Origin of the sequence: Rhizobium cerradonense (assembly GCF_030182455.1) — a bacterium.
GTDB lineage: Bacteria > Pseudomonadota > Alphaproteobacteria > Rhizobiales > Rhizobiaceae > Rhizobium.
In genome coordinates this window covers 1-24,328 of the sequence record NZ_JAQJCK010000034.1, presented here as the reverse complement: position 1 = coordinate 24,328, position 24,328 = coordinate 1, and the positions used below count along the sequence as shown (strand labels likewise).

The following is a 24,328-nucleotide window of genomic DNA, read 5'->3' as shown; positions in this document are numbered from 1 at the left end:
AAATGGACGAGATCAACGACGATTTCCCCAATACCGACGTCGTCATCGTCATTGGCTCGAACGACATCGTCAACCCGGCGGCGCAAGAAGATCCGAATTCGCCGATATCCGGCATGCCGGTGCTGGAAGTCTGGAAGGCCAAGCAGGTCTTCGTCTCCAAGCGCGGTCAGGGCACCGGTTATTCCGGCATCGAGAACCCGCTGTTCTTCAAGGAGAACACCCGCATGTTCTACGGCGATGCCAAGAAGTCGGTCAGCGAGCTCTTGCCGATGATCGGCTAGGCAGGATGCGCGCAGCCTTGCGACGAGCGTAGTTGTTGCGGGTCCAGATCAAACCCGCCCCCACCCCGACCATCATTCATCTCAATGATGATGATCCCCTCAAACTCTGAATTAGACCGGTATGAAGGCGCCGTGCAAACCTTCGTCCGGTGCACCGCTAGGCGGGCGCAATGAAGATTTGACTTCATCGTGCATTCGCATGTCCCACCGCACGGTCCGCAATCGACAGCCAGAGGAAGCCAGCGATGACTGAGAACAGACCGATCAACCTTACCCGCCGTTCCCTTCTTATCGCGTCGTGCATGTGCATTGGGTGCGCCGTGCCTGGCCCCTTGTTTGCTGCCGCGCCGATAGTTGCGAGCGAAGCACCCGACTTCTATCGCTTGATGGTTGGCGACTACGAGGTAACGGTGCTGTCCGACGGCAAGCTCCCCCTTGCAGCGATGAAATTGTTGCAAGGGAACTCCGCGCGGATAGCCGAAGCCTTGAAAAGCGACTTTCTCGGCGAGCAGGTCGAGACCTCCCACAATTCCTTTCTTGTGAATACCGGCGACAAACTGGTTTTGATCGATGCGGGCGCGGGCACTCTATTGGGGCCGCACACCGGCAAATTGCTCGGCAATCTACGCTCGGCTGGCTACAGGCCAGAACAAGTGGATGAAGTCTATCTCACCCACATGCATACAGATCACATCGGTGGCCTGATGTCCGGAAAGGAACGCGCTTTCCCGAATGCGATTATCCGCGCCGATAAGCGCGACGCAGATTACTGGCTGAGCGAAGAAGAAATGCGCGCCGCTCCCGCCGAGGCGAAGCGCTTCTTCCAGGCGACCATGGCTTCGCTGTCCCCTTATATGAAAGCTGGCAAGCTGAAGACTTTCGAGGGCAGTACCGATCTGATCCCGGGAATTCGAGCGCAACCCGCCTATGGGCATACCCCCGGACACACGATGTTCGAGATAGAAAGTAAGGGGGAGAAGCTGCTCCTGTGGGGCGATATCGTCCATGTCGCCGCAGTTCAGTTCGTCGATCCGACCGTCACGATCGGATATGATGTCGACCGGACCCAGGCCGAACAGGAGCACTGGCGCGTCTTCGACGACACAGCGAAAAGCCGGTGCATGATCGGGGGCGCGCACCTCCCCTTTCCTGGGCTTGGCCATGTTCGCGATAACGGCGACAAGACTTACGCCTATGTGCCGTTGAGTTAGCGATCGGCATAAGCCAGCCAGGAGACGATCCGCTAAGCCTCTGCCGATCCCGAGTTCTCGCCGAGCATCAGCACTTGGCGGGGAAGCGCCGTTGCAGTTCGGTCGTCTCGTCGCAACTCAACGGTCTGGTTTTCTCACCGCGTAGCAGCAGGAACAGTTTGGCGGTTTCCTCAAGTTCCTCGGCGGAATAGACCGCCTCGGAAAGATCGGCGCCGGCAACAACCGGGCCGTGGTTGGCGAGCAGCACTGCATGGCTATCGGAAATCCGCTCCGCAACCGCCTTGGCCAGGGCCTCGTCGCCGGGCGGATAATACGGGACGAGAGGCAGACGTCCGACGCGCATGACGTAATAGGCCGTAAGCGGCGGAAGCACATCGTCATGGTCAATCCCGCAGAGACAGCTAACCGCGACAGAATGGGTCGAATGCAGATGGACGACAGCTCTCGCACGCGGCCGCTTGTCGTACATGACGCGATGGAGAAACGCTTCCTTGGTGGGTGCGTCGCCCGAAACGTGCCGCCCCGCCTCGTCCAACTTGGCGATGCGTGATGGGTCGATCGTTCCCATGGACGATCCCGTGGGGGTCATCAGCCAACCATCGTCGATGCGGACACTGATGTTTCCGGTCGATCCAGCGGTCAGGCCGCGATCGAAAAGCGATTTTGCATAGCCGGCGATCTGGTCGCGAATTTTTGTTTCGCTCATGCGGGAATATCCAAGGCGCGTTCAAAAAAATCCGGGCCACCGAAATTGCCGCTTTTGAGCGCCACCTGCAAGGGCCGATCGGAAAGCGTCGTCGTCCATGGCACTCCGGGGGCGATCTCGGCACCGATGGAAAGTCCCTGTATTTTGAGCGCCGAAATCACCGCTCCGGAAGTCTCTCCTCCTGCCACCAGCAACCGGCTGACGCCATCCGCCACAAGTCCTTCCGCGATGGCGGCCAGTGTATGCTCCATCATGGCGCCGGCCTGCTCGCGCCCGTATTTCGCCTGGTTTGCCTCCACCTCATCGGGATCGGCAGATCCGTAGATCACGACCGGCCGGTCGGCAGGCTGGCTTTTCGCCCAGGAAAGGGCCTGCTCTACGACGGGATGCATTTCGGCTATGGCGTCCAGGTCGATCCTGCGGCTCGGCCAAAGTGCCCTAGCCCTGGCAAGCTGCTGACGCGTGGCGGCGGAGCAACTGCCGGCGAGGATTGCCGCTCGTGGCGGCGTCGAGGATTGAGAGGCGCGTTCGACCGGCTTGCGCGGCGAAATGCCGAAATTGGCTGGCAGGCCCATGGCGAGCGCCGAGCCGCCGGTTACGAGCTTGTGACCGCGCACGGCGCGTCCGATGGACCGGAGATGCTCGTCATGGATCGCGTCCGTAACGGCGTAGCGTTGTCCGGTCTCTGTGAGACCGGCAAAAACTTCCGCAATCGCGGCATCGCCCGCGGAGACGACCTCATGAGGAACGAGACCAACGTTGTGGGCCGACTGTTCCGCCATCAGCGAGACGAGGTCGGAACGGCGCATCGGCGTCAACGGATGGTCCTTCATCGGCGAATCCTGCAATAGCTGGCGGCCGACGAAAAGATGCCCGTTGAACACCGTCCGCCCGTTCTTCGGGAAGGCAGGACAGACTACCGCGATCTTCGCATCAAGCGCGTCGCTCAAGGCATCCGCGACGGGACCGATATTGCCCTGGGCGGTAGAGTCGAATGTCGAGCAGTATTTAAAGAAAATCTGCTCGGCGCCGTGTGTCCGCAGCCACTGAAGGGCATCGAGCGATTGCGCGACAGCCTCCGCGACGGGAGCGGTCCGGGATTTTAGCGCAACGACGACGGCATCGGCGTCAAGAACGTCGAATGCCGGCGCGGGTACGCCGATCGACATCACCGTCCGCATTCCCTCGCGTACGAGAATGCTGGCGATATCAGTTGCCCCGGTGAAGTCGTCGGCTATGACGCCAAGAAGAATACCCATCGCTCATCCCCGCTTATAAGGTTCAAACCAGCCCAAACCGTCCGTCGTTCGACCGCGAGGATGATACTCGCAGCCGACATAGCCCGTGTAGCCGAGGCGATCGAGCTCGGAAAACAGGAATGGATAGTTAAGCTCTTCGCCGTCCGGCTCCTGACGCGACGGCACGCTGGCAATCTGCACGTGCCCGCTGATTGGCATTAGCTTGCGCAGGCGTGTCGTCACGTCGCCATGAATGATCTGGCAATGGTAGATATCAAACTGCAGCTTCACATTGGTGAGGCCGAATTCATCGATCATCTGCGCAGCCGTATGGAAATCATTGAGGAAATAGCCGGGCATATTGCGCCCATTGATGGGTTCCAGCAGAAGATCGATGCCTTTTTCGGCCAGTCGATGAGCGGCATGCTCCACCGCACGACGATAGCTGGCCTGCGCTTGTGGATCGCTGCGGTCGGCGAGGCCGGCCATCAGGTGAATCTTCTTGACGCCAGTGGCTTCGGCATAGACGAGCGCGCGGGTCACGCCCTCGTCCACATCGCCGAAGCGGTCCGGCAGCGATGCCAGCCCTCGCGCGCCGGCGGCCCAATCACCCGGAGGCATGTTGAAAAGTGCCTGGGTTAAGCCGTTGCGGACAAGCCGTTCCTGGATATCTTCCGGCTTGAAGTCATAGGGAAAGAGGTATTCGACAGCCGAAAACCCGGCCTCGGCGGCAGCGTCGAAACGGTCAAGGAACGACCATTCGTTGAACATCATCGTCAGATTGGCGGCGAAGGTTGGCATGGCTCACCTCGTCTTTTCCGGAAGCGAGGCGCCGGACAGTTGCGCATAAAGGCGTGCGAGCGACGAATCGTCGTCGCGTCCCATGCCGGCGCCGGAAGCCGCAAGGTACATTTGCAACGCCGCGGCACTGAGCGGCACCGGATAGCGTTCGGACCGCGCCATGTCCTGGATGATGCCGAGATCCTTGACGAAAATATCGATGGCGCTGAGGGGCGTGTAGTCGCCGGCGAGCACATGGGGGATGCGGTTTTCGAACATCCACGAATTGCCGGCGGATGCGGTAATCACTTCGTAGACCTTGTCGAGATCTAGTCCCAGTTTCGCGGCGAGCGAGATCGCCTCACAGGCGGCGGCGATGTGAACACCGGCGAGCAACTGGTTGATCATCTTGAAGGCAGCGCCAGCGCCAGCGGTTTCACCGAGCTCATAGACCTTAGCGGCCATGGCATCGAGCGCGCGGCGCGCGGCGCTGAAGGCAGCCTTTGTCCCCGAGGCCATAACCGTCAGCTCGCCGCTGGCGGCGCGCGCCGCTCCACCCGAAATGGGGGCGTCGAGATAGTGAACGGCCCTTGCCTCGAGCTGCGCGGCAAGCTTGCCGGCCACGGCAGGATCCATGGTTGCGGACGAGATGAATACGGAGCCGGGACGCATGACATCGGCAATGCCGCCCGCACCGAACAGGACACTTTCCGTCTGCGCCGCGTTGACGACCACCGAAACAACGATGTCGGCCTCTTTCGCGGCTTCCACGATGCTGGAAGCGGAGCGGCCCCCTGCTTGAACGAAGCGGGAAACGGCATCCGCGGAAACATCGACACCGATCACATCGAAGCCGGCCTTCTTGAGCGAGAGGGCCATGCCCATGCCCATGGCGCCAAGACCAATGACTGCCGCCACCTGGGGCGTTTCCGCGTTTTCCTGAAGGGTTGTCATATGATGATCCTTAAATGATACAGCGGTTGGCCTCCCCGGCGCCTGATGTCGGGGAGGCACTCATTCAGCGGTTTACCGTCTTTGCCGGCACGGAAAGTGTTGCGATGCAACCGACGATCAATGCCGCCGCCAGAAAATACATACCAATGGAGTTACTGCCTGTGGCGTCCTTGAGATAACCGATTATGAACGGTCCCAGGAAGCCCGCAAGATTGCCAACCGAATTGATCCACGCGATGCCGGCTGCGGCACCCGTGCCGGCCAGAAAGGCAGTCGGCAGGGACCAGAATAGCGGTGCGCAGGTGATCGCGCCGGCAGCAGCCAGCGAGAGCGCCGCGATGGCGACCCCGGTACTCGATGCGGCGGTTGCGGCGATGAAGCCGATGCTGGCGATCATGGCAGGGACGACGAGATGCCAACGGCGTTCGCGGAAGTGATCGGACGAGCGTCCGAGAACAAGCATAGTGATGAATGTGCAGATGTAGGGGATTGCCGAGACCAGGCCGACGTTGAAATTGCCGACAACCCCGGAAGCCTTGACGAGCGTCGGCATCCAAAAGTTCAGGCCGTATTGACCGAGCACGAAGCAGAAATAGATGAGGCTCATCAGCCATACCCGACCGTCGCGCAGGGTCGCACCGAGGCTGCTGGGACTCGCTGTCTTGATCCGGTTCTCAGCCTCCATGTTGGCGAACAGAACATCTTTCTCCTTTTGATCCAGCCATTTCGCATCTTCAATACGGTTGTCGAGATAGCAAAGGACGACAAAGCCGAGCAGCACAGCGGGGATGGCCTCAATCATGAACATCCATTGCCATCCGGACATGCCGTTGAAGGTGTGAAGGCTGTCCATGATCCAGCCCGAAAGCGGGTTTCCGAAAATGGCGGAAACCGGGATGGCGGACATAAACGTCGCAATGATCTTGGCGCGCCGATGGGACGGATACCAGGATGCCAGATAAAGAATGATCCCCGGAAAAAAGCCGGCTTCCGCAAGACCAAGCAGGAAACGCAGAATGTAGAACATTCTTTCCGAGGACGTGAATGCGAAGGCGGCGGAAATGATACCCCAGGTGATCATGACGCGGGCGATCCATATCCGCGCGCCGACCCTGTTCATGAGCAGATTGCTGGGCACTTCGAAAAGGAAATAGCCAATGAAGAAAATGCCGGCACCGGCACCATAGGCCGCTTCCGAAAGACCCAGCTCGCTGGACATCTGCAATTTGGCGAAGCCGACATTGACGCGGTCGAGATAGGCGACCACGTAGCAGAACATCAGCAAGGGCATAATTCTCCAGAAAACTTTCTTGTAAGCGATATTTTCTACCGCTTCGGCCGCGCCCGCACGGGCGGCCGATGCCTGATCCAGCACCGTCATTGCTCTCCTCCTCCGATAAAATACGGGTAGTCCCGCCTCCCGCGCCCCAAATTGGCAGCGCTGCCATTTCCTATAAACAATTTTGGCAGCGCTGCCAAGCAGTTTTTGGCAGCGCTGCCATTGAACAAAGGAGTGCTTTTCTAATATGCTTGCGAAGGCCGCTTTTCGGAGTGCGACGCGCTTTCCAAAGTCCTGATTGACAAGCCGAAACCCGCGAGGCACTCGAAGGAACATTTCGTGAGAATCTCGAGCTGGGGAAGGAAATGGATCTGAAAAACACCCCGATCACACTGGCCGAGGTTGCTGACGCGGCCGGCGTCGGCGAAAGCACGGTCTCGCGTGTGCTGCGCAATCATGGGTCCTTTTCCGAGAAAACGCGCGCCCGCGTCATGGCGGCGGTCGACAAACTTGGCTATGTCCCCAATAGAATCGCGGGAGCCTTGGCGTCGACGGGCACACCCCTGGTGGCGATCATCGTGCCCTCTCTCTCGAATATCGTCTTCGCCGACGTCTTGAGCGGCGTTACCCGGGCGCTTGAGACGCGGCAGAAGCAGGCCGTGTTCGCCGTTACCGAATATGATCCGCTACGGGAGGAGGCGCTTGTCGCGGCCGTTCTGGCGTGGCGACCGGAAGCGGTCATGCTTGTCGGCCTGGAGCATACCGAGGGAACGCGAAAGCTGCTTCGCGCCGCAGGATGCCGTGTTCTGGAACTGCTGGATATCGATGGAGAACCGCTTGATATCGCTGTCGGATTCTCTCATCGATCGGCCGGCAAGGCGACTGCCACCCATCTCATTGAAAAAGGCTATACACGCATCGCTTATGTCGGACACGACATGGAACGCGACACCCGCAGCGCAAAACGCTTCGCAGGGTTTGTCGATCAACTCAGCCAGGCGGGGCTCGCGCTGAGAGATCGGGAAATCCGCAATACTCCTTCCTCCGTCAGCTTGGGAAAAGCGGGATTGGCGAGTGTTTTAAGCCGATCCCCAGACGTCGAGGCCGTGTATTTCTCCAATGACGACATGGCGCTTGGGGGTTATTTCCATTGCCTGTCCGCGGGAATTTCCGTGCCCGACCGGCTCGCGATCATCGGCTTCAACGCTCTCGATATCTGCCGCCATACGCCGCAGCCCATCGCCAGCATTCTCACGCGGCGTGTGGATATAGGAAGGCGGGCCGCGGAACTCCTTCTGGAGGATGCTCCTCCCCAAACGGTCGATGTCGGATTCGATCTCGTGCCGGGCGGTACGGCCTGACAAAACTTGGCGCCACGGCAGGCAAACTCGGACCGTGCGGATCGATCTCGTCAATCCGTCAGAAGAACCGTGCGAAACGAAGTTCTTGACGGCATGACCTTCAATGGCCGTCGGGCGGGACGGCTTCGGTCGGGACCGTTTCCTTCAGGTTCTTCCGGTGGAAGATGAAGAGACCGGCAAAGACGATGATCGCGGCGCCGATGATGATCTGCATATCGGGAATATCGTTGAAGAAGATGTAGCCCAGCACAATCGCCCAGAGCAGCAGCGTATATTGCAGCGGCGCGAGCAGCGATGCCGGTGCGAGCTTCAACGAGCGCGTGATGAGCAGATGCGCGCAGGAGGCTACGATGCCGAGCAGTAGCATGCCGGACCAATCGATTGGCGTCGCCGGGCGCCAATGGCCGATGCTCAAGACGATGCCGGTGGCAAGGGCGGCGATCGTCTGCCAAGTCACAAGTGTCGTGTCGCTGGTCGAGCGCAGATAGCGGCTCATCACCAGCGTCAGTGCAAAGGCTAAGCTGCCCGCGAGGCCGAAAAGCGATGGAAGTGACAGCATCGCCGTGGACGGACGCAGCGCGATGACGACGCCAGCGAAGCCGACCAGAACGGCCAGCCAACGGCGCCAGCCGATCCTTTCCCCAAGAAAGAAATGCGAGAGCGCCGCAACATAGATCGGCCCGGCCATATAGAAGGTCATAACATCTGCGAGCGGCAGATAGGCGACGGCAGCGTAGAACAGGCCGACATCGCCAGTCGCCATGGCCACCCGCATTAGCTGGAGGCCTTTCTGCTCGACGCGGAACAAGGCCATCGGCCCTTGTCTCACGATCATCGGTCCGAGCACGACAAAAGCTCCGAACGAGCGGATCACCAGCACCTGACCGACGGCAAAACTCGAGACCAGCCACTTGCCCATCGCATCATTCAACGCAAAGAGCAGATCGCCGAGCAGCATCAGCACGACACCGGTCATGATCAGGTTTCCGGCGTTGGCCATGGCTGTCTTGGTCTTCATTCCCCGAATCCTCGCAAAAACGGCCGCGCATGCGCGGCCAAGTGCGGCTTCGACCTTAACGCCGCCGATGTCAAGTGCTGGCTTAAATACGACGGCTACAAGAGATCGGAGCGATGAATAAACCGGTCAGACAAGCCGACGGACAACCGCTACTACCGACCCGGCAACGTCGGAGACGTGACTACTTCGCTGAAATAGTTGACGATGGAAAGTATCCTGAATGGCCGCTTTCCCATGCAGATGCTTCAGGCGACACCGATACGGTGAGACTGATATCGCTGCAAGTCCAACCACTTACCTTCTGCCTGTCATTCGTGTGTCACGATCGCCCGCTAATCACGACACTGTAACGTGACTTCACAAACGCGCGAGGATTCCCATGCGTAAAACTCTAATCGCTCTTGCCGCCGCCACCATGCTGGCCGGCGTTTCCCACGCAGCCACCGTCTATCCGCTCGATCGTGCAACGATCCTGGTCGGCTCGCCTTTCGACTTCAAGGTCGAGTTCGACGGCGCCATCAAGAAGGAAGACGTGAAGATCACCATCAACGGCCAGGATGCCAAGTCCGTTCTCGGCGCCGATTTCAATTTCGTGGCCGACGAGAAGGGCAAGGATGACAAGAGCCTCGGCTCTGCCGTTATTCTGCGCTCCGCCAAGATCGGCAAGGCAGGCACCTATAAGGTAGAAGTCAGCGCCGGCGGCCAGACGAAAGCTGTCACCTGGGACGTGTTCGGCACCTCCGCGACCCCGAAGGCCAAGAACGTCATCTTCCTGCTCGGCGACGGCCTCTCCGTCGGCCATCGCACCGCTGCCCGCCTGATGTCCAAAGGCATGACCGAGGGCAAGGCGAATGGACGCCTCTTCATGGACGACCTCGATCATATGGCATTCATCGGCACATCGTCCACCAATGCGATAGCCACCGACAGCGCCAACACCATGTCGGCTTACATGACCGGCCACAAGACCGCGATCAACGCGCTCGGCGTCTATGCCGACCGCACGCCGGACTCGCTGGACGACCCGCGTGTCGAAAACATCGCTGAAGCGGTGCGCCGCCTGACCAAGAAATCGATCGGCGTCGTTTCCACTGCCGAACTCGAAGATGCCACGCCGGCCGCCGTCATTTCCCATACCCGCAAGCGCGGCGACAAGGCTGAAATTGCCGCCATGTTCCTCAACACCAAGCCGGATGTGATCCTCGGTGGCGGCTCGGCCTATTTCCTGCCGAAGGACGTCCCTGGCTCCAAGCGCAAGGACGACAAGGACCTGGTCAAAACCTTCAAGGACGATGGCTACGCGCTGGCGACCGATAAGTCCGAGCTGACAGCCGCCGCTGGCACCAATACCGGCAAGATCCTTGGCCTCTTCCACACCGGCAACATGGACGTGACGCTGGACCGGGAATTCCTCAAGAAGGGCACGGTCGGCAAATTCCCGAACCAGCCCGGCCTCAAGGACATGGCCAAGGTCGCGCTCGATCAGCTTTCCAAGAATCCTGACGGCTTCTTCCTTATGATCGAGGGCGCCTCGATCGACAAGCAGGCTCACACGATGGACTGGGAGCGCTCGGTCTTCGAAACCATCGAGTTCGACCAGGTTGTCGGCATGGCCCGCGAATTCGCCAAGACGCATCCCGATACGCTGATCGTCGTCACCGGCGACCATACGCATGGCGTTTCGGTCATCGGCACGGTCGATGACGAAAAGCCGGGCACGGACATGCGTGAGAAGGTGGGCGTCTACGCCGATGCCGGCTTCCCGAACTATGAGGACAAGGACGGCGACGGTTTCCCTGACAAGGTCGACGTGAGTCGCCGCCTCGCCATCTTCGCCAACAACTATCCGGACTATTACGAAACCTTCCGTCCGAAGATGGACGGCCCGTTCGAGCCGGCAATTCAAAACGAGAAGAAGGAATACGTCGCCAACAGCGCGTACAAGGACGTTCCCGGCGCCGTGCTTCGCGAAGGCAATCTGCCGCGCAACGCCGATACGGCCGTTCATGCCGTCGACGACGTCGTGCTGCAGGCAACAGGTCCGGGTTCGGAAGAGTTCAAGGGCTACATGGAAGAGAGCGACGTCTACCGCGTTCTCGCCGATACCTTTGCGCTCGGCGCAGAGACTATGTAATTTGCCAGAAACCTCCGGGCGGTATTGGCCGCCCGGAGGTCATTTCCGAAGAGGTGCGCCGTGGGCAACATTCTTTCCGGTTCCGTTGTCAGCCGCCGCAGCCTGCTTGCGATGATCGGCCTGTCGCCATTGGTCGTGACCGCAGGGCCTAGTCTCGCCTCGCCGAGCGAACTTTCCTTCGGCGATCTTTACGGTAAGGTCAGCGCGCTCGGCCTCGAATTTTCCGACAAGGTTAAGTCTCTGAACGGACAACAGATCCAGATGCGCGGCTTCATGGCGCCGCCGCTGAAGGCAGAAGCGAAATTTTTCGTGCTGACCGAAATCCCGATGTCGATCTGCCCCTTCTGCTCGACCGATGCCGACTGGCCGGACAATATTGTCGTCATCTATCTCTCAGAAGCGCAGACCTTTGTGCAACCCGGCACGCTGATAGCCGTCGCCGGCACGCTCGAAGTCGGCTCCTGGACGGACCCGGAAACCGGATTCCTAAGCCGGCTTAGATTGCGCGACGCGAACTATTGGGTTGCCTGAACAAGATGCTGTCGCTCGAACTCGCCGATATCTCCATCACTTTTCCTGGGCTCGCCGCGCCGGTGCTGACGATCGAGCGACTGCAGATTCCGGCCGGCGGTCGCGTGGCCGTCACTGGCGCCTCCGGGTCCGGCAAGAGCACCTTCGTCAACGTTATCACCGGGCTCGAACGGGCACGCCAGGGCCGCATCGACTGGAGCGGCACGAACATAGCCAAGCTCTCCGAAGGCGGCCGGGACCGTTGGCGTGGTGCCAATGTCGGTCTGGTGATGCAGGATTTTCATCTGTTTGCCGGCCTGTCGGCGATCGAAAACATCTTGCTGCCGGCAAGGCTTGCCCGCGCGGCATCCGCCGAGATTGTCGAACGGGCACATGATTTGTTGAAGCGGGCAGGTCTGAAGCAGCCCAGGCAAAGGATCGAGACCATGTCGCGCGGCGAGATGCAGCGCGTTGCCGTTGCCCGGGCGCTGCTGCAAAAACCCGGCGTTATTGTCGCCGACGAGCCTACCGCCAGCCTCGATGTCGACAGCGGCGAAGCCGTCGGCAGCCTGCTGCTGGAACTCGCCGATCAGGAAAAGAGCACACTGATCGTCGTCTCACACGATGAGCGGCTGACCGACAAGCTCCAGCGCAAGATCACCTTCAACCTCGGGCGCATCGCCAACGATACCCGGTCGATGGAAGACGCAGCATGATCCGTTTCATCCTGGCCGATCTCCGCAGATTCTGGCTCGGCTCGGCCGTGCTCGTTCTGATCGTGGCCTTGGCCGTGGCGCTCGGGGTGACGGTTACGCTGCAGGAACGGGCGCTCAGGCTCGGCAGCGCACGGGCCGCCGATAAATTCGATCTGGTGATCGGCGCGGCCGGCAGCGAGAACCAGCTCGTGCTCTCCTCGGTCTTCCTTCAGGCCGCGCCGTTGCCATTGACGGATGGCGGGCTGCTGACAACACTCGCTGCCGATCCCCGCGTCGCCTGGGCGGCCCCGATCGGCTTCGGGGATTCGTTCATGGGCAATCCGATCGTCGGCACGACGACGGCGCTGGTGCATAATCTCGCCGGGGAACTGGCGGAGGGAAAAATTTTCGCAAAGGAAGGCGAGGCGGTGATTGGCGCAGGCGTCGCCCTCAAACAGGGCGATGAAATCAAGCCGATGCACGGCTCGGCGCAGGAAGGGGGACATACCCACTCCGAACTCGCCTACCATGTAACCGGCCGCCTGAAACCTACCGGAACGGCCTGGGATCGAGCCATACTGGTCCCGATCCAGGCGGTCTGGCATATCCACGGCATGGGCCATCACGACGATCACGAAGACCCCGCCGAAGCGCATGATGAGCACGAGCATCATGCCATCGATCCGGATGCGCCGTTGAATGAAACGTGGGATGATGAGGTTCCCGGCCTGCCGGCAATTCTGGTGAAGCCGAAGACCATAGCCGATGCCTATAAACTCAGGCAGCAATACCGCGCCGGCGCAACGCTGGCGGTGTTCCCTGCCGAGGTCCTGACCCGGCTCTATGCGACACTTGGCGATGCGAAACGGGTGCTGTTTGCGATCGCTGTGGGGTCGCAGGTCCTAGTGGCGGCGGCGCTGCTGCTGGTGACGGTCATGCATGTCGGGCAGAGGCGGCGCCAGATCGGCGCGCTCAGGGCTTTCGGCGCCCCGCGCGGCGCGCTGTTTGCGATCGTCTGGTTGGAGCTGTTCGCGCTGGTGGCCATTGGTGTCGCCATGGGATTCGGCATCGGCTATGCAGCGGCTGCGGTAATTTCTGAGGTCGTGGCGGGGGATAGCGGCGTCGTCATGCCGGTCGGATTCCTTCGCGAAGATATCGGCTTCGCGGCGGCGCTGCTGGCGTTTGCGGCATCGATCGCGTCCGTGCCCGCTATCCTCGCTTACCGTCAACCGCCCGCCGCCGCACTCCGCGGCTGACCGGAATGATCTCGGGGCACACTTAGCCCTTAAGACGTGTTCCGACCGGGCATTGAACGGCAGATAAGGGATTTGGTTCTATTGAAACTGCGCTAAAAGTGCCTCAGCCCCCTTGTCGATCGAGACTTTCGAGGCCTTGAGGGCGCCGAAGCTCGCGCCCACGTTCATCGCGCCGGGAAACTGCTTGGCGACAAAGGCGGAAAGCAAACGATTGCTCGGGGCGTCGTAGATCTCGACCGCATATGAAACCGAGCCGGTCATCGATCCCTCCTTGTCACGGGCAGCCTGGACCACGTTGTAGACGTTACCTCCGACATCAAGATGCGAGAACGGTCCAAGGACCGGCGTCGTCTTCTTTGCGCCGGTAAGCGTCAGGTGAATCCGCAAGGTTCCCGGCATCGGCGTATTGACGATGCCGAAGCGGGTTCTGAGCTGTTCGGTGAAGCGGGCCTGCATGTAGTTGGCCAACTCGCCTTTGTCCTGCTCGCCGATGTCGATGAACTGGTTGTCCTGGGCCCGATAGACTGTCACCGGATCGACAATTGCCTTGTCATACTGCTTCCAATCGGCATTGCCCCGATAGCGGAAAGGAACGCGCCCACTCGGGTCGCGGGGATTGGGCTGCAAATTCGGCGCTGACGCCAATCCGGAATAAATCAGCGGATCCGCCGTCGTGCAGCCGGCAAGCGCCGACCCAATAAGGATGAATGCGAGCGAAGCTTTGGAAGCAAGTTTCAAGATTATCTCTCTCGTGAAAAAAATGGGCGGGCGAAAGATGTCACTTGAACCAGCGATAGCGCCTGATCGCGTTGCTGTGTGTTCAGATATGTTTAGAAATGTTGACGCCGGTCTTTGAGCTCCGTCGGATGCCGACAGACCGGATATGGCTCCACTACCAGCGGTGGATGCAATCCATCTTGAAGGGATGGGAGCGGAACTGGGTATCCGCGATTGCCAGATAGTTTGCTGGCGTTACGGACGGCACCGATGTCGCGCAACGGGGCACTGGTGCGAGCCGGACAATCGGGGCGAGCCCGGCCCGGCACAAAGGCATTCTTTGCCCGGCGCCGCCGAAATGTGGGAGCGCCAGGCAATTGCTTCAATAACCTCTTAGATCAAGCACTTCGACTTAGCTTTTTGGCTTGAGGCTTTCAGGGTCGTAGATCGGCTTGTAACCGATGCCAACCACCTCGACCGGATAGGTCTCGGCAAAATATTCGATATTAAGCTTGCGACCTTCCTGGCAATGGCTCCATGGCAGGTAGGCGAGCGCGATATTCTTGCCGATGGTCGGGCCAAAGGCGATCGAGGTCGTGTAGGAGCGGCGGCCGAGTTCGTCCACCAGCACCTCGCCGGTTTCCGGATCCATGACCGGGAGGTTGCCGAGCGGATAGCGGGCAACACCCTTGCTGTCGACATTGTCGGTCATGACGAGGGTGCAGAGCATGGCCGGCTGATGGTCGCGTGCCTTGTACTCCAGATGTTTCACCTTGCCGCGGAAGTCAGCTTCCTTAACCTTCGGGCGCGCGAGGTCGCATTCGAGCAGGTTGTACTGGGTCAGCAGGTCTGCGTTCTGCAGGCGCAGGCTTTTCTCCATGCGGCGCGAGTTGGCATATGTTTCGACGCCGAAGGCCATGACGCCCGTTGCCCGCAGCGCATCCCAGACCGCAAGGCCGTCCTCGTACGCCATGTGCAGTTCCCAGCCCTGCTCGCCGACATAAGAGATACGGAAGGCCGTGACCGACTTGCCGGCGATCACGATCGGCTTGATCGCTGCAAAGGCGAAGTTTTCGGGATCGAGTCCTGCCGGATCGGCAACGACCTTCTTCAGTGTGGCGCGGGCGTTCGGACCCCAGAGACCGATGGTGACGAATTTCTCGGAAACGTCGGTGACGGTGACGTTGAAGCCCTTATCCTCGGCAATGCGCTTTATGTAGTGGAAATCGCGCGGGCCGGCGTCCGCTCCATCGATCACTCTGCAGCGATCGGCCATGCGAATGACCGTCAAGTCGGCGCGCACCATGCCCTCGTCGTCGAGGAAGTGGGTATAGATGCCCTTGCCGATATTGGCATCGCCGCCGATCTTTGCGGCACAGACCCATTCCATGAGTTCGACATGGTCAGGTCCTTCGACATCGAACATGTAGAAGTGGCTGAGATTGACGATGCCGCAATCCTCGCTCATCGCCAGATGTTCGGCATTGGAGACGCGCCAGAAGTGGCGATTGTCCCATTCGTTTTCGCGAACCGGAACGCGGTCGCCGTATTTCTCCAGCAGGTGTTCGTTGGCGGCATAGCCGTGAGCACGCTCCCAGCCACCCAGCTCCATGAAATAGCCGCCGAGCTGCTTTTCGCGCTCGTAGAAAGGCGAGCGCTTGACGTTGCGGCCGGAGGCATAAGGTTCGCGCGTATGGACCGCCGGGAAATAGATCTTCTGCGCGGCCTCGTAGCAGCGGCCTTCGATAAATTTCTCTTCGAGCTGGTGCGGGTAGAAGCGCGAATAGTCGATGCTGGCGTGGTCGATCTCGGTGCGACCATCGGTCATCCAGTCGGCAATCAACTTGCCGTATCCGGGACCGTCTTTGACCCAGATGGCGACGCAGTACCAGAGGCCGCGCACCTTCTGGCTCTCGCCACACGACGGGCCGCCAGCGGCAGACACCTGCAGGAGACCGTTGAAGGAGTGGCCTTCATTATAGCCGAGCTCGCCGAGGATCGGTGTCAGTTCCATCGCGCGCTCGAGCGGCTCGAGAATCTGTTCCATGTCCAGGTCGCGCTGCGAAGGCGAGAGGCGCGCCTCGTGCTTTTCGAGCAATTCGCGCGGATGGCACATGCGCGGATTGTCCTTCTCGTAATATCCCCACTCGATCTGACCGCCCTCGGTGGTCTTCGGGTCGCCGGTGTCGCGCATATAGGCGGAGTTGCCCTGGTCACGCAGCAGCGGATAGCCGATTTCCTTGCCCGTGCCTTCAAATTCATTGTAGGGGCCGAAGAACGTCAGCGGGTGGTCGACGGGCATGACCGGCAGATCTTCGCCAACCATTTCGGCGATCAGGCGACCCCATAGGCCAGCGCAGACAACGACATGGTCAGCCATGATAGTGCCGCGATGGGTTACGACGCCCTTGATGCGGCCACCTTCGACAATCAGTGACTTGGCCGGCGTATTGCCGAACACCTGAAGCTTACCGGATTTCTCCGCGGCATCGACCAACTTGCCGGCTACGGTTTGCGAGCGTGGAACGACGAGGCCGGCATCCGGATCGAACATGCCGCCCATGACCTGATCTTCCTCGATCAGCGGGAACATCTTCTTGATCTCTGAGGGCGTCACGAGATGGGCGCGCGTGCCAAAAGACTTGGCCGACGTCACCTTGCGCTTGATTTCTTCCATCCAAACGTCATCGCCGGTGCGAGCGACTTCGAGACCGCCGATGCGAGCATAGTGGCCGAGCTTTTCGAAGAAATCGATGGAGTACTGGGTTGTCCAGACCGAGAGATAGTCATGGCTGGTGGTGTAGCAAAAATCCGAGGCATGCGCCGTGGATCCGATGTCAGTAGGAATGCCCGACTTATCGATGCCGACGATGTTGTCCCAACCGCGTTCGATCAGATGATGCGCGATCGACGCACCAACGATACCTCCGAGACCAACGATGACTACCCTCGCTTTTTCGGGAAACGCTGACATTTTCACCCCTCTTCGTTTCTAACGACATTGAAATTGACTGTATCAGGCCGGGTCTAGCAATGTTTTCGATGTGCCGTGCGACAGACTCCGACAGTAGATGTTCAAAGCGGGCCATCCGAAGCTTGCGGGTCAACCCGGTCGCGCCTGGCAGACATCCGCTGAAATGATCGCTTCTGACGGGACTGCAGCAAGGCTCGCCAGGTGCTAGGTATCCTTCCAGCCGCAGGGATGCCATCGATTTTCCGTGCATCCGGACCTTCAGCATGAGATTCCCGTCGATTTTTATACGTTCCTCACCGTCGCCTAGCCGGGCAGAGGAAACGTCTGCCGCAACAATCAACCGAAACGGTCTAAATCAGTAGAATTGAATGCTCGAAATACCGAAATCCTTGAAAGTACTTATCCGATTTCCGTATCGAACGTCTTTAAACCTATAGGCGCAATCCTTACGTCCTCTATCGTTATGTCTATCAAGGCAACACCGATGTGAGATCACTCACGACCACGCCGTCCCTCAGTGGGGACTCGGGACGCGCGGTCATTTTCCCAGACAAATGAGCAGCCCAAGCGTTCGACACGCCCTTAATGCGTCGAGCGTAAAGCCGCGCGCAATCTCCCCGTCTTACAACCAACACCAACCGGGCGGCCGTCGGATGGACGAACCCGTGCGCCCATAGGAGAGAAGAGATGGAATCCTTACAATATCTCAGCCCGATGGAATGGATGGCGATCGAAATCGCCGTTTCGGTCATCGTGCTGGCAATCCTGTTCCGGTGGAGCGGCCTGGTCCGTTATATCCCCAACGACAGGCTCGGCATCCTCGAAAAGCTGTGGAGCTTTCGCGGCTCCGTCGAGAATGGCTTCATTGCGCTCAACGGCGAGGCCGGGTTCCAGCCGGAAGTCGTGCGCGGCGGCCTGCATTTTTTCATGCCGTTCCAGTATTCGATGCATCGCGCCAACCTCGTGACCATTCCACAAGGCCAGATCGGCTATGTCTTCGCGCGTGACGGCAAGTCGTTGCCGCCGACCCAGACGCTCGCCTCGAATATCGAAGCCGATGACTTCCAGGACGTGCGCGGCTTTCTCCTAAAGGGCGGCCAGAAGGGTCCGCAGCGCAAGATCCTGCGCGAAGGCACTTATGCCATCAATCTCGCGCAGTTCATCGTGCTGACGGCACAATCAACCCACGCCGTAAACCTGAGCTCGTCGGAACAAAAGCTGTTTACGGACATGTCCACGCTGATCACCGAACGGGATGGATTTGTGCCCGTCGTCATCCACGACGCCGAGGACCTGATCGGCATCGTCACTATTCACGACGGTCCGGCGCTGCCGGATGGCGAGATCATCGCGCCGACCGTTGCCAACGACCCGAAGGATCCGAATTTTCACAACAATTTCCAGGACCCGGAGAAGTTTCTCAATGCTGGCGGTTATCGCGGCCGGCAATTGCAGGTGCTTGCCGACGGCAGTTACTTTCTCAACCGCATCTTCGCAACGGTCGAACTCGTCGAGAAGACGATCATCGACGTTGGCACGGTGGGTGTCGTCGTCTCCTATACCGGCCGGCGAGGCGCGGATATTTCCGGCCAGTCCTATCGCCATGGCGAACTGGTCGAGACGGGCGCACGCGGCGTCTGGTCGACGCCGCTTCTGCCGGGCAAATATGCGTTCAACACCTATGCCGGCAATATCGTCATCGTGCCGACCACTAACTTCGTGCTCAAATGGTCCAGGGAACAGTTCGGCGAGCACAGGCTGGACGAGAATCTCTCCGAAGTGTCGCTGATCACCAAGGATGCGTTCGAACCCGTGCTGCCGCTCTCGGTCGTCGTGCATATCGACTATATGAAGGCGCCCCTTGTCGTACAGCGTTTCGGGGACATCAAACGGCTGGTCGAACAGACGCTCGATCCGATGGTCTCGGCCTATTTCAAGAATATCGCCCAGACCAAGACGTTGATCCAATTGCTGCAGGAACGCAGCGAAATCCAGCGCAAATCCGGTGATGAAATGCGTGAGAAGTTTGCCTCCTACAGCCTCGAACTGCAGGAAGTTCTGATCGGCACGCCGCGCGCCAACAATGGCCAGAACAGCATAGAGCAGATCCTGATCCAACTGCGCGAGCGCCAGATCGCCGTTGAAAAGGTCGAGACCTATAAATTGCAGGAAGCGGCTGCGATCCAGGAGCGCACATTGCGCGAGAAGGAAGCGCTCGCCGAACAGCAGGCCAAGATCACGACATCAGCACTCACCATCGAGATCAGCGAGAACGAGGGTAAAGCGCAGCTCGCCCGCACCCGCCAGCAGGCAGAAACCATTCAGGTCACGGCCAAGGCAGAGGCCGAGAAGGTGCGCCTCGCCGGTCTCGGTGAGGCCGACCGGATCAAGGCCATCGCGCTTGCCGATGCCGAACGTATCAAGGCGACCGGTTTTGCCGATGCAGAGAAGGTGCGCGCCGTCGGCCTGGCGGAAGCCGAAGCCACCGAGAAGAAGGTCGCGGCCTTCGGCGGGCCGGACTATCAGCTCAACTCGCAGGTGCTCATGCGCTTCGCCGAGGCGATCGAGAACGGCAAGCTGCCGCTCGTGCCGCAGATCCAGGTCGGCGGTGGCTCCGGCGAGAAGGGTGCCACCAATGGTCTGGTGGAAATGATGCTGTCGATGCTGGTCGCCGACCGGCTTGGACGACAGGCACCGCCGGCCGCGGTGCCGGCGCCGCTCGAGCAGGACTGATTGTGAACGGGCCGGTCATCCCGGCCCGTTTTGCATCCTGCCTATAGGCTCATTGCGTTCCCTGAAACGACCAATGCGTCTGAATGATTTTCCACCCCTGCGGCTCGTGCCGGAAGACCTCCGTGCAGTTCCAGCGCATCGCCCCCTCCGTGCCGGCCCACGAGTGGAAATGATAGGTCAAAATCGCAACGTCGCCGACCGCCTCTACGCGCACATCGAGGAATTCGTACCGCGAGGCAAATATCTTGCCTCGAATGGTATCATAGTGGGCGCGCAGATTATCGAGCCCGTCGATGCGGCGTGGAATAAAGGGATCGAAATAGGTGACATTGCGGGATGACAGTTCAAGGAACCCATCGGGATCCCCATTGCACCACCGCGCCATTGCGGCTTTTTCCAACTCGACGACGGCATGAGACTGTGACATCTGCTCTCCTTTAAAATTTTCCCGGTTGCGGGAGAGCCGTCCATTAATAGGATTTCCGTGTCCTTGGACAGTACGCACAAATAGCGCAGCTACTGTCCCAAATCGCCAAATTGTGGAACATCATGCGCAAGCAACGTCATCAGGTCTATGCCAACTGCCCGGTCGAAGCAGCACTCGACATCATTGGCGGCAAATGGAAGGCCATTCTGATTTTTCATGTCCTGGACGGGCCGAAACGATTCGGTGAACTCGGACGCCTGCTGCCAGGACTGACGCAGCGGATGCTCACGACGCAGTTGCGCGAGCTTGAGGCCGATCACATCATCACGCGCACGATTTATCCGCAGGTGCCGCCCAAAGTCGAATATTCGATCACGCCCTTCGGCCAAACCTTGGTCCCGGTCCTGCGTGAACTGGCGCTGTGGGCTGAAGACCATGTGAAGCCCCTTATAGAGCAGGCACGACACGCAGATGCGGAGGCACGGACGATCAATCGATAGAGGATGGCTTGTGCAAAGTTTGGGTTGACCGTTTTCGATGGCGAAGCGACACTTGTAGCCGGCAGCAAGGCAGGAGGAAAAAGATGGATGAGCCAGACCGCTGGCGCCACATGGCAAGCGCACCGAAAGACGGCAGCCGGATCCTCGTCACGATCCGCCCGTCCGAACAGGGGCCGGCAGAAGTTGATCTCGCATATTGGTCGAATGGCGATCAGTTCGGTGCAGAAGGCTGGCGCGCCTCTGATTCCTCGCCCGGCCGCATCGTTGAATATGCCGAGCCGGAATTGAAGTGCTGGATGCCGATGCCCTCGGCCAATCTCCAGCGCACCTCGATGCCCTCCCCCTGGGAAGGTGACGACGTTGAGCAGCTCGACGGGTCAGGGATTTAAGACCTCGCGCCGCCATGTGGCGAAGTTTCGATACATGGCGGGTGACAAAATCCGGTTGAGCTATCCACAACCATCCTTCGCCCGCGCGGCATCATTCCAATCGGTACCGACCGTTAGGACACACTTCACGATCGACACATCGCTGTGGCTTTCATAAAAACGGCGCGTCTGAGACGCGCCGCTTGAGATTTCTATGCCGACGGAAAGGCGTCAGGCGCCGGCGGTTTGCGTATGCGTTGCAAGCTGCTCTTCGTGGTTGTTGAACAGCACGTGGACGGCATCGTGGCCCGTCGGCGCGTAGTTCTGCAACGTGGCGACCACATGGGTTTCCGAGCCGGTGTTGATGCTGATCTTCGTCGAATTGGTTGCGGTGTCGACCGCTGCCGTCATCGACGCGACAGCACTTGCCTCGGTCATGCCCGGATGTTCGCCGACCAGCGCGTTCAGCAGGTTCGAAACATCCAGCTTATCGCCCTCTCCCTTCGGGCTGAAGTCGGTGATGACGTCAGCCATGTTGAGATTGTGCAGAGCCTGGGCATCGAGCACGAAAGTATCCGCCCCGGCGCCGCCGGTCATGGTGTAACCGCCACCGCTCGTCAGCGTGTCGTTGCCGTCGGTGCCGTAGAGGTGGCCGAAGTCGATCTCGGCATAGTCGCCGTCGTGGCCGAGCGAGAAGTCGCCGGCCGAGTAGTCGCCGGTGAGACCGATGCTGGCGGTGTGGGTACCATCGGTGACGGTCAGCACACCACCAGTTTTCGCCGCGTTTTCCGCATAGGAGAAGCTGGCGGTCGCTGCAGAAATGTCGTCGAAGCGCAGCGCGTCATTGCCGTCGAGGCCGGCGATCGTGCCGGTGAAGGCGGCCGCGTGGTCGATGGTGATCGTAGCCTGGGCATCCGTGCTCAACGTAATCGCCTGGCTGAACGAGCCGCCGATTTCGAGGCCAGCGTGGCCCGACAACAGCGCCGTGCCGCTGCCGCTGACATCGCCCTCGAGATTAATGTTGCCGCCATTCGCCCACAACACGCCATCATTGATGACGCTGCTGTGTATGTCGAGGCCGCCGGTCCCGGTCGCCTCCAGCGTGCCGGTGTTGCTCACAGCGTTGACACCCGTGTCGATGACGAGCGCGTGGCTGCCGTCGGCAATGATCGTGCCTTCGTTGACCAGCGTCAGGTGACCGTCGCCAAGTTGGCCTGCACCGGAGATGGTGTTGTCAACGTTGGTCAGCGTGACGGCGTCACCGCTGCCGAAGATGACGTTGGCCGCATCGTCGGACAGCGTCACCGTGCCGCCGCCGGTCAGCGTGAGGCCGTGCTGCACGATTTCGAAGGCCGTTTCGCTGCCGGTCGAAGAGAGATGGATGCTGCCGGTGTTGTCGAGCGTGCCGCTGAATGGCATCAGCGCACCGTCGCTAAGCACCATGTCGCCAGTATTGTGCGTCACCACGGTCTCGTTGAAGAGGAAGTCGTCTGCCGTAAGAGCCGCGGCGCTGACGCCTGCCAAGGTGATGGTCTCACCATCGCCTAGCGTGATGACGGCATTGCCCGACGCGTCGCTCGACAGATGGGCCTGAACGTCCGCAAAGCTTGAGAAGCCCGCAAAGCCGACCAGGTCGATCTTGTCATGCGCCGTATCGAAGTTGTGCACGACGTCCGTGCCGATGGTGTTCGCGAAGACCAGCGTGTCGTTGCCGCTCGATGCGGTGAGCGTATCGTCGCCCGACCAGGCGAAAATCGGCGCGCCCTTGGCATAGGCTTCGATGTTGTCGGACACATAGGCCGTGCCGGTCGAGCCATCGGCATTGATCCAGGTCTCGGTGACCTGAAGAACCAGCGCGCCGGTGACGCCATCGGGCGACGTGACCGTCAGCGACGACGGATCGTTCGTCACCACGGACCAGGTGCCATCGGCATTATGCGTGCCTTCGCTGAGCACCCAGCCGGCAGGAAGACCAGCAACGCTCAACGTGACCGCGCCGACGTGATGCGACGGATCTGCAAGTGCAAGGTTGATGGCCTCGCCCGAAGTGCCGGCGGGCATAGATACAGGGTGTATGGTCACATGCGCGGAAGACGATCCTCCTTGCCCGTCGTTGATAGTGAAAACAACATCCCTTTCTGTTCCCGAATTCGCAGTCGAGCTGAATTGAACGTTCTTTAGCAACGCCGTTACCGCAGCCGGTGTTGCATTCGCGTTAAAACTAACCGTCAGCGACTGACCACTGGTTGAGAAAGTGCCGATAACCTTCCCGCCATAAATAAAACTGCCCGCGGAAAAACCTGAGATAGATAATGTGTCTGAGGCACCCGGCGCTGTGACGGTCAGTGTTCCGCCATTGAAATTGGCGGAGTCGGCGTCCGTGACAAGAGCGTGCGGTGCCAAACTAACGGTCGACTTCCGTGCGTAATTGATTAACGCATCGACTCCACTGGTGCCAGTATCCAGATCCAGTACCGGCGCCACATTTTGCTGCGCGGCGACCGTGAGCGTCGTTGTGCTCACACTGCTATTTACCGCGCCATCATTGACGGACCAACTGATCGTCCGGGTGGCCGCGCTGGAGCTCGTCGATGCGAACATCACGCTGTCCAGGACCGCCTGGTAATGCGCCAGCGTGTCGGTGCCGGTCAGCGTCAGTACGCCGGTTGTGGCGTTGTAGCTTGCCGTAATCGACGTCCCCGTCAGCGTCGCCGACAGTACGTCGCCGCTCGCAAAACCGCTCGAGATGGAAACCTTGGCTGAGGCCAGCGTCGTATTGTCGACGTCTGACACGGTCGTCGTGCTCGACAGCACCAGCGCCGTGGCTCCCGCGGTATAGGACGCAGTCGAAGCAGTGCTGCTCAGCACCGGGGCATCGTTCGCACCGATGATCGTGATGTCGATCTGCTGCTGCGTGCCATCCGCCGTCGTTACGGTGATCAGGTCGTGCAGCGTCGTGTTGCTGCCGGTGCTGTTGAGTGCCTGCACGGATGCGTTGCTGTTGTCCAGCGTATAGTTCCATTGCCCGTCGGCGCCGATCGTGAAGTGACCGTAGCTTGTCGCCACATCGCTTTGCGCTGTAAACGAATGATCGCTGTCGACATCCGTCGCCGAAAGCGTGCCATTCGCCGTCGGCACTCCAGCCGTCCCGTTGTTGACACCACCGGCTTCCGTGACGCTCTTGGC

General features: G+C 59.9%; 20 protein-coding genes. 10 read left to right on the top strand and 10 right to left on the bottom strand.

All coding sequences use genetic code 11. The features are described 5' to 3' along the window. The coding region (locus tag PH547_RS32205) for an NAD(P)(+) transhydrogenase (Re/Si-specific) subunit beta (RefSeq protein ID WP_285170270.1) at positions 1 to 281 on the top strand (281 nt) is incomplete at its 5' end. Positions 282 to 613: 332 nt separating this feature from the next. Beyond that, positions 614 to 1,492, top strand: coding sequence for an MBL fold metallo-hydrolase (locus PH547_RS32200; protein WP_285170353.1), 879 nt, complete (start codon positions 614 to 616; stop codon positions 1,490 to 1,492). Positions 1,493 to 1,559: 67 nt separating this feature from the next. On the opposite strand, the gene otnC is transcribed toward PH547_RS32200, so the two are convergent. The 5 genes from otnC to PH547_RS32175 form a co-directional block, all read right to left on the bottom strand. After that, entirely contained in the window at positions 1,560 to 2,198 is a 639-nt protein-coding gene (gene otnC, locus PH547_RS32195; protein WP_285170352.1) for a 3-oxo-tetronate 4-phosphate decarboxylase, read from the bottom strand. Then, entirely contained in the window at positions 2,195 to 3,457 is a 1,263-nt protein-coding gene (otnK, locus tag PH547_RS32190; RefSeq protein ID WP_285170351.1) for a 3-oxo-tetronate kinase, read from the bottom strand. Before otnK ends, otnC begins: the two co-directional genes overlap by 4 nt. A gap of 3 nt (positions 3,458 to 3,460) precedes the next feature. After that, the gene (gene otnI / locus PH547_RS32185) at positions 3,461 to 4,237 is read right to left on the bottom strand and encodes a 2-oxo-tetronate isomerase (RefSeq protein WP_285170350.1); all 777 of its coding nucleotides are present in this window, start codon (positions 4,235 to 4,237) and stop codon (positions 3,461 to 3,463) included. Positions 4,238 to 4,240: 3 nt separating this feature from the next. Next, positions 4,241 to 5,170 carry an L-threonate dehydrogenase gene (gene ltnD, locus PH547_RS32180; protein ID WP_285170349.1) on the bottom strand — a complete coding sequence of 310 codons (930 nt, stop codon included), beginning with the start codon at positions 5,168 to 5,170 and terminating at the stop codon, positions 4,241 to 4,243. A gap of 64 nt (positions 5,171 to 5,234) precedes the next feature. Beyond that, the gene (locus PH547_RS32175; RefSeq protein WP_285170348.1) at positions 5,235 to 6,551 is read right to left on the bottom strand and encodes an MFS transporter; all 1,317 of its coding nucleotides are present in this window, start codon (positions 6,549 to 6,551) and stop codon (positions 5,235 to 5,237) included. Positions 6,552 to 6,814: 263 nt separating this feature from the next. Between PH547_RS32175 and PH547_RS32170 the strand changes: the two genes are divergently transcribed. After that, positions 6,815 to 7,810, top strand: a complete 996-nt coding sequence (locus tag PH547_RS32170; protein WP_285170347.1) for a LacI family DNA-binding transcriptional regulator — start codon at positions 6,815 to 6,817, stop codon at positions 7,808 to 7,810. A 100-nt stretch (positions 7,811 to 7,910) separates the two neighbouring features. On the opposite strand, the gene PH547_RS32165 is transcribed toward PH547_RS32170, so the two are convergent. After that, positions 7,911 to 8,828 (bottom strand): DMT family transporter, encoded by a 918-nt coding sequence (locus PH547_RS32165; protein WP_285170346.1) that lies wholly within the window; start codon positions 8,826 to 8,828, stop codon positions 7,911 to 7,913. Between the two features lie 379 nt (positions 8,829 to 9,207). Here PH547_RS32165 and PH547_RS32160 point away from each other — a divergent pair, with 379 nt between their 5' ends. From PH547_RS32160 to PH547_RS32145, 4 genes are all read left to right on the top strand, one after another. Beyond that, positions 9,208 to 10,962, top strand: a complete 1,755-nt coding sequence (locus PH547_RS32160; protein ID WP_285170345.1) for an alkaline phosphatase — start codon at positions 9,208 to 9,210, stop codon at positions 10,960 to 10,962. Positions 10,963 to 11,073: 111 nt separating this feature from the next. Further along, a complete protein-coding gene (locus PH547_RS32155; RefSeq protein ID WP_285170354.1) occupies positions 11,074 to 11,493 on the top strand; it encodes a hypothetical protein in 420 nt (139 codons plus the stop codon). Between the two features lie 5 nt (positions 11,494 to 11,498). After that, complete coding sequence (locus PH547_RS32150) at positions 11,499 to 12,188, top strand: ABC transporter ATP-binding protein (protein WP_285170344.1); 690 nt, start codon at positions 11,499 to 11,501, stop codon at positions 12,186 to 12,188. Next, positions 12,185 to 13,423, top strand: coding sequence for an ABC transporter permease (locus tag PH547_RS32145; protein WP_285170343.1), 1,239 nt, complete (start codon positions 12,185 to 12,187; stop codon positions 13,421 to 13,423). The genes PH547_RS32150 and PH547_RS32145 overlap by 4 nt, the downstream gene beginning before the upstream one ends. 78 nt (positions 13,424 to 13,501) lie before the next feature. On the opposite strand, the gene PH547_RS32140 is transcribed toward PH547_RS32145, so the two are convergent. Both PH547_RS32140 and PH547_RS32135 read right to left on the bottom strand, forming a co-directional pair. Beyond that, positions 13,502 to 14,161 carry a DUF3313 domain-containing protein gene (locus PH547_RS32140; RefSeq protein ID WP_285170342.1) on the bottom strand — a complete coding sequence of 220 codons (660 nt, stop codon included), beginning with the start codon at positions 14,159 to 14,161 and terminating at the stop codon, positions 13,502 to 13,504. 391 nt (positions 14,162 to 14,552) lie between these two features. Then, positions 14,553 to 17,114: a GcvT family protein gene (locus PH547_RS32135; RefSeq protein WP_285170341.1), complete on the bottom strand. Its 2,562-nt coding sequence runs from the start codon at positions 17,112 to 17,114 to the stop codon at positions 14,553 to 14,555. 687 nt (positions 17,115 to 17,801) lie between these two features. Between PH547_RS32135 and PH547_RS32130 the strand changes: the two genes are divergently transcribed. Next, positions 17,802 to 19,847: an SPFH domain-containing protein gene (locus PH547_RS32130; protein ID WP_285170340.1), complete on the top strand. Its 2,046-nt coding sequence runs from the start codon at positions 17,802 to 17,804 to the stop codon at positions 19,845 to 19,847. Between the two features lie 49 nt (positions 19,848 to 19,896). Here the strand turns inward: PH547_RS32130 and PH547_RS32125 are convergent, their stop codons facing one another. After that, on the bottom strand, positions 19,897 to 20,274 hold the full coding sequence (locus tag PH547_RS32125; protein ID WP_285170339.1) for a YybH family protein: 378 nt from the start codon (positions 20,272 to 20,274) through the stop codon (positions 19,897 to 19,899). Between the two features lie 122 nt (positions 20,275 to 20,396). Here PH547_RS32125 and PH547_RS32120 point away from each other — a divergent pair, with 122 nt between their 5' ends. Continuing rightward, positions 20,397 to 20,774, top strand: a complete 378-nt coding sequence (locus tag PH547_RS32120) for a winged helix-turn-helix transcriptional regulator (RefSeq protein WP_104827487.1) — start codon at positions 20,397 to 20,399, stop codon at positions 20,772 to 20,774. A gap of 83 nt (positions 20,775 to 20,857) precedes the next feature. Then, a complete protein-coding gene (locus tag PH547_RS32115; protein ID WP_104827488.1) occupies positions 20,858 to 21,163 on the top strand; it encodes a hypothetical protein in 306 nt (101 codons plus the stop codon). 210 nt (positions 21,164 to 21,373) lie between these two features. On the opposite strand, the gene PH547_RS32110 is transcribed toward PH547_RS32115, so the two are convergent. Next, positions 21,374 to 24,328: VCBS domain-containing protein (locus PH547_RS32110; protein WP_285170338.1), on the bottom strand; the 2,955-nt coding region annotated here is incomplete at its 5' end.